At 68.7% G+C, this 4,859-nt stretch carries 5 protein-coding genes; 2 read left to right on the top strand and 3 right to left on the bottom strand.

What is annotated here, in order from left to right:
• Positions 1-61 precede the first annotated feature (61 nt).
• From ACFTZL_RS41030 to thyX, 3 genes are all read right to left on the bottom strand, one after another.
• A complete protein-coding gene (locus ACFTZL_RS41030; RefSeq protein ID WP_382594513.1) occupies positions 62-1,747 on the bottom strand; it encodes a ribonuclease J in 1,686 nt (561 codons plus the stop codon).
• A 155-nt stretch (positions 1,748-1,902) separates the two neighbouring features.
• A complete protein-coding gene (dapA, locus tag ACFTZL_RS41025) occupies positions 1,903-2,802 on the bottom strand; it encodes a 4-hydroxy-tetrahydrodipicolinate synthase (protein WP_382594510.1) in 900 nt (299 codons plus the stop codon).
• A gap of 211 nt (positions 2,803-3,013) precedes the next feature.
• Complete coding sequence (gene thyX, locus ACFTZL_RS41020; protein ID WP_382594507.1) at positions 3,014-3,754, bottom strand: FAD-dependent thymidylate synthase; 741 nt, start codon at positions 3,752-3,754, stop codon at positions 3,014-3,016.
• Between the two features lie 176 nt (positions 3,755-3,930).
• Between thyX and ACFTZL_RS41015 the strand changes: the two genes are divergently transcribed.
• Together ACFTZL_RS41015 and ACFTZL_RS41010 are read left to right on the top strand one after the other, a co-directional pair.
• Positions 3,931-4,170, top strand: coding sequence for a hypothetical protein (locus ACFTZL_RS41015; protein WP_382594516.1), 240 nt, complete (start codon positions 3,931-3,933; stop codon positions 4,168-4,170).
• A gap of 112 nt (positions 4,171-4,282) precedes the next feature.
• The gene (locus ACFTZL_RS41010; protein ID WP_382594504.1) at positions 4,283-4,837 is read left to right on the top strand and encodes a hypothetical protein; all 555 of its coding nucleotides are present in this window, start codon (positions 4,283-4,285) and stop codon (positions 4,835-4,837) included.
• The last annotated feature ends 22 nt before the right edge of the window (positions 4,838-4,859 follow it).

Raw genomic sequence — 4,859 nt, 5'->3', positions numbered from 1 at the left:
GCCTCGATGCAAATCGAGGAGCCCCGCTCCCAGTTGGCGCCCGCTCGGGCCCGACGGTCCGTCAGACCTCGACGACCACAGGCAGGATCATCGGCCGGCGCCGGTAGTTGTCCGAGACCCACTTGCCCAGCGTGCGGCGGATGAGCTGCTGGAGCTGGTGGGGTTCGACCACGCCGTCCTGGGCGGAGCGTTCGAGCACCTCCGTGATCCGGGGGGCCACGTCGCCGAAGGCGGAGTCCTCGATGCCGGAACCGCGGGCCTGGATGTGCGGGCCGCCGGTGATCTTTCCGGTGGACGAGTCGATGACCACGAAGACCGAGATGATGCCCTCGTCGCCGAGGATCTTGCGGTCCTTGAGAGCCGGCTCTCCCACGTCGCCGACCGAGAGGCCGTCGACGTAGACATAGCCCGCCTGGACCTTGCCGGAGATCTTCGCCTTGCCCTCGATGAGGTCGACGACCACTCCGTCCTCGGCGATGACGATGCGGTCGTGCGGGACGCCGGTCAGGGCGCCCAGCTCGGCGTTGGCGCGCAGGTGGCGCCATTCTCCGTGCACCGGCATCAGGTTCTTCGGGCGGCAGATGTTGTAGAAGTACAGCAGCTCGCCGGCCGAGGCGTGGCCCGAGACGTGGACCTTGGCGTTGCCCTTGTGGACCACGTTGGCGCCCCATCGGGTGAGGCCGTTGATCACGCGGTATACCGCGTTCTCGTTGCCGGGGATCAGGGACGACGCCAGGATCACCGTGTCGCCGTTGACGATGCGGATCTGGTGGTCGCGGTTGGCCATCCGGGACAGGGCCGCCATCGGTTCGCCCTGGGAGCCCGTGCAGACCAGGACCACCTCGCGGTCGGGAAGGTCGTCGAGTGTCTTGACGTCGACCACCAGGCCCGGCGGGACCTTCAGATAGCCCAGGTCCCTCGCGATGCCCATGTTGCGGACCATCGAGCGGCCGACGAAGGCGACCCTGCGGCCGTACTCGTTGGCCGCGTCCAGGATCTGCTGGATGCGGTGGATGTGGCTGGCGAAGCTGGCCACGATGATCCGCTTGCGGGCGTTCCCGAAGACCTGGTGCAGGACGTTGGAGATGTCCCGCTCGGGCGGGACGAACCCCGGGACCTCGGCGTTCGTCGAGTCGGAGAGGAGTAGGTCGATCCCCTCCTCGCTCAGACGTGCGAACGCGTGCAGGTCCGTCAGACGGTTGTCCAGCGGGAGCTGGTCCATCTTGAAGTCGCCCGTGTGGACGACCATGCCCGCCGGGGTGCGGATGGCCACGGCCAGCGCGTCCGGGATGGAGTGGTTGACCGCGACGAACTCGCAGTCGAAGGGGCCGATGCGCTCGCGGTGCCCTTCCGCCACCTCGAGGGTGTACGGGCGGATGCGGTGCTCCTGGAGCTTGGCCTCGATGAGGGCGAGGGTCAGCTTGGAGCCGATCAGCGGGATGTCCGGCTTCTCGCGCAGGAGGAAGGGAACGGCGCCGATGTGGTCCTCGTGGCCGTGCGTGAGGACGATGCCCTCGATGTCGTCGAGGCGGTCCCTGATGGACGAGAAGTCCGGCAGGATCAGGTCGATTCCGGGCTGCTCCTCCTCGGGGAAGAGCACGCCGCAGTCGACGATCAGCAGGCGGCCGCCGTACTCGAAGACCGTCATGTTGCGGCCGATCTCACCGAGACCGCCGAGCGGGGTGACTCGCAGGCCGCCTTCGGGAAGCGGCGGGGGCGGGCCGAGTTCGGGATGCGGATGACTCAAAAGACTCTCCTCACCACACGCGCCACGTACCGGTGGGGCACGTGGCGCGCGTGACGTTCGTGCAGAAGCAGTTGTCTGTGTGGGGTGCGCGGGCACCGGTGGCCCGCTTATTCAGTTGTGAAGCACGCGCACGGGGGTCCGCGCGAAGTCTGGTGTCAGAGCTGTACCCCGCCGGCGGCAAGATCGATCTTGAGTTGCTCGATCTCTTCGGGCGCGCACTCGACCATGGGGGCGCGCAGGGGCCCGGCGGGCAGGCCCTTCAGGGCGAGCGCCGCCTTGGTCGTCATCACGCCCTGGGTGCGGAACATGCCCGTGTAGACGGGGAGCAGCTTCTGGTGGATCTCGGTGGCCTTCTGGACGTCACCCGAGGTGTACGCCTCGACCAGGGCGCGCAGCTCGGGGGTGACCACATGGCCGACGACGGAGACGAAGCCGACCGCGCCGACGGAGAGGAGGGGGAGGTTCAGCATGTCGTCGCCGGAGTACCAGGCGAGGCCGGAGGTGGCGATGGCCCAGCTCGCTCGGCCGAGGTCGCCCTTGGCGTCCTTGTTGGCGACGATGCGCGGGTGCTCGGCGAGGCGGACGAGCGTCTCGGTGTTGATCGGGACGCCGCTGCGGCCGGGGATGTCGTAGAGCATGACCGGCAGTCCGGCTGCGTCGGCGATGGCCGTGAAGTGTCGGTAGAGGCCCTCTTGCGGGGGCTTGTTGTAGTACGGCGTCACGACGAGCAGGCCGTGTGCGCCGGTGCGCTCCGCCGCGCGGGCGAGTTGGATGCTGTGGTGGGTGTCGTTGGTGCCGACCCCGGCCACCACGTGGGCACGGTCGCCGACCGCCTCCAGGACCGCCCGTACGAGATCCGCTTTCTCCGCGTCGCTGGTGGTCGGGGACTCGCCGGTGGTCCCGTTGATGACCAGGCCGTCGTTGCCTGCGTCCACCAGGTGGGTGGCGAGCCGCTGCGCGCCGTCGAGGTCGAGTGCGCCGTCCGCCGTGAAGGGCGTGACCATGGCGGTGAGGACCCGCCCGAAGGGGGTCTGCGGAGTGGAGGTCGGAGCCATGGGTTACACGCTACTCGTTGCTCAGGACCGGGTCTGCCCTAGGGGCAGGCGACAAGTCGCGACAAAGGTGGAGCCCGGCACTGCCTGCTCGGGGGTTCAAGCAGTGCCGGACCCGTTTGATCAGGCTAAGTGAACTTCTCGAAATGCCGCAATACGGACACTTCGCACGGCTGAACCGTACATCTGTACCTGCTCGGGGAAGCGGGCCGCGTTACGGCGCCACGCGTCCGTTCGCGTTGAAGGCGGCGTAGGTGAGCGGCATGAGCCGGGCCCACTCGGCCTCCATCTTCTCGCCGACCATCTCGATCTCACGCTGCGGGAAGGACGGGACCTTGGCCAGCTCGTGCTGGGTGCGCAGGCCGAGGAAGTGCATCAGCGAGCGGGCGTTGCAGGTGGCGTACATCGAGGAGTACAGGCCGACCGGGAGGACCGCGCGGGCGACCTCGCGGGCGACGCCGGCGGCGAGCATCTCCTGGTAGGCCTCGTATGCCTGCCGGTAGGAGTCCTCCATCACACGGCCGACCAGCTCCTGCTGGGCCTGCGTGCCCTCGACGAAGACGTACTTGCCGGGACGGCCCTCCTGGACGAGCTTGCGGGACTCGTCGGGGACGTAGAAGACCGACTGGAGCTCCCGGTACCGGCCCGACTCCTCGTTGTACGACCAGCCGACGCGGTGCCGCATGAACTCGCGGAAGACGAAGATCGGGGCGCTGATGAAGAAGGTCATCGAGTTGTGCTCGAACGGGCTGCCGTGCCGGTCCCGCATCAGGTAGTTGATCAGGCCCTTGGAACGCTCGGGGTCCTTGTCCATCTCGTCCAGGGACTGCTCGCCGAGGGTCGAGACGCGGGCGGCGAAGAGGACGTCCGCGTCGGACGCGGTGTGCTTGACCAGCTCGACGGTGACGTCGCTGCGGTAGCTGGGCTTCGGGTCGTCGGCGGGGGTGTCGGTCACGGTTGGCAGGGCCTTCCCATCTCGTCGTGTGGCGACGTCACTCTACGGCCCGCCGAAATCAGAGCGATCGGTGGCGTGCCGCAATGAAGTCGGTGAAACAGGGCACCTCTGAGGGAGTTCTTTCGTCTCTACTGATGAAAGTGATCCGTTCCACCCCCGAAGGAGAAGCACCCCTGATGTTCGGTCGGCGTGAACCCGTACCGTTTGCCTTCGTCGCCGAGGCCGACAGGTTCCGCAGCAATGTCACTCCCCCACCGCGTGAGCGGCCGTCCTTCGGTGAGAGGGCCGGCCGATGGCTGTTCGGGCTCACCGTCGTGGCGGGGCTCGTGGGATCCCTGGTCATCGGGACGCCCGCGCTGAAGCCCGACTACACGGCAAATCAGCCGCAGCAGTCGCAGGCATCCCAGAACCACTGAGCCACCGCGGGCCGGCGGTGACTCCATCCGGCCCCCTGCCAGTGGTGACCGTGGAAGCAGATCGGTAGCCTCACCGGGCACAGCCCACGCATGGATCGAGTGAGGACCCGCCGTGCCCCTGCCCTTCCTGACGGCCGACCGCGTTTTCGACGCGGCGGACGACGTTCCGCTGCCGCACGAAGATCTTGACACTTGGCGGCGGCCGTACCGCCCCGGGCCGTGGCGGGTCGGGGCGGCGGCGCTGGCGCTGCTGCTCGCCTCGTTCGTGCTGTTCGCCGCGGTCATCATCGCGGCGACGGCCGAACCGGCCTCGGCCGGGCTGGTCTTCGCTCTCGCGCTGCTCGTCATCGCCGGGGCGCTGCGGCTGCTGCGCATGGGCGTGTGGGTGAGTGCCCGCGGGCTGCGGCACGTGGGTTTCCTCACGACGCGTACGGCGCCCTGGGCGCAGGTCGTCTCCTTGCGCACGGTGCAGCAGCCGGTGCGCTGGCTGGGGCTCCCCCGGACCCTGCAGGGCCAGGCGCTGCTGCTCGTCCGGCGGGGGCAGGCCGCGGACGGTGTGCCGCCGCTGCTGACGACGCACAACGCGGACTTCCTGGGCCGGACGGAGGCCTTCGAGCGGGCGGCCGACGCGGTGGAGGCGTGGGCCGGCGAGTACGGCCAGCGCTGACGTCCTGACGTGCTGACGACAT

The organism is Streptomyces sp. NPDC056948 (genome assembly GCF_042674225.1).
In the GTDB taxonomy this organism is placed as follows: domain Bacteria; phylum Actinomycetota; class Actinomycetes; order Streptomycetales; family Streptomycetaceae; genus Streptomyces; species Streptomyces purpurascens.
This window is presented reverse-complemented; position numbering and strand designations above follow the sequence as displayed.